This is a genomic window from Streptococcus sp. SR4 (assembly GCF_000517725.1).
GTDB lineage: Bacteria > Bacillota > Bacilli > Lactobacillales > Streptococcaceae > Streptococcus > Streptococcus salivarius_F.
In genome coordinates, this window is sequence record NZ_AZYW01000036.1 from 1 (window position 1) to 917 (window position 917).

Consider the following 917-nt stretch of genomic DNA (forward strand, 5'->3'; position numbering starts at 1 on the left):
AATAAATAAAAAAGAAGAAAATCATTTTGATTTTCTTCTTTTTTTATTGCATAACTGACTGCTCTTTTAAAAGATTAAAAAATGAGGGATAATCTCTTTTAAGATTAACAAAACCACCATCCTTAGATAAGAAACTATGTTCGGAAACAGCTGTACAAACAGAAACACCATTCTGATTTACCATATGGTATACAAAAGAAAGTTTAGCAGATTTAACACTTTTAACATTAATCTCAATAGAAATCTCATCTGCAAAAGTAGAAATAGCTTTATAGTCACAGGAAATTGAAGTAACAGGAGAGATAATTCCCTCCTCTTCAATTTTTTCATAAGGCCAACCTATCTCTCTTAGAAAAAAAGTTCTAGCCTCTTCCATCCATCGTACATAATTGGAATGATGAGTAATACCCATTCGATCTGTTTCATAATACTGGACCTCGTGTTTACAAATAAACATAAGAACCTCCAAAAAGATTAAGAAATAAAATCTAAAATGTCATCCTCAGAAAGAGAAGAGTCACAAACAACCTTAGCAGTTCCATTTTCTGAAACAAAGAGGGCTGGAACAGTAGCAATACCATATCTTTTACGTAAAGCTTGAATATCTTCAAGTTCTTCACTATTTTCACTATTAATATAGAAAATAGTAAGATTTGAATTACGTGCAACATTAGATAATTTAGGTTCAAAAAGTTGACAATATGGACAAGAAGGACGGCCAATAAATAAAATAAACTTATCCGTAGAAGAAATTTTATCTTTAGCAGTAGTAACAGAAATAGGTGTAAACGCTGATGCAAAATTCGACATAATAATACCTCTCAAATAAAATATAATCATATCATATCTGAAATTTAGAGTTTTAACAAGTAAATAACTTAACAAAAAAAGCTAGACCTACGTCCAGCAATAAAATC

General features: G+C 30.0%; 2 protein-coding genes. Both read right to left on the reverse strand.

What is annotated here, in order from left to right:
- Window positions 1-43: 43 nt before the first annotated feature.
- A complete protein-coding gene (locus tag HMPREF1519_RS04545; RefSeq protein WP_022495824.1) occupies window positions 44-457 on the reverse strand; it encodes an acyl-CoA thioesterase in 414 nt (137 codons plus the stop codon).
- Window positions 458-474: 17 nt separating this feature from the next.
- Window positions 475-810 carry a conjugal transfer protein TraF gene (gene traF / locus HMPREF1519_RS04550; RefSeq protein WP_022495825.1) on the reverse strand — a complete coding sequence of 112 codons (336 nt, stop codon included), beginning with the start codon at window positions 808-810 and terminating at the stop codon, window positions 475-477.
- Between the last annotated feature and the right edge of the window lie 107 nt (window positions 811-917).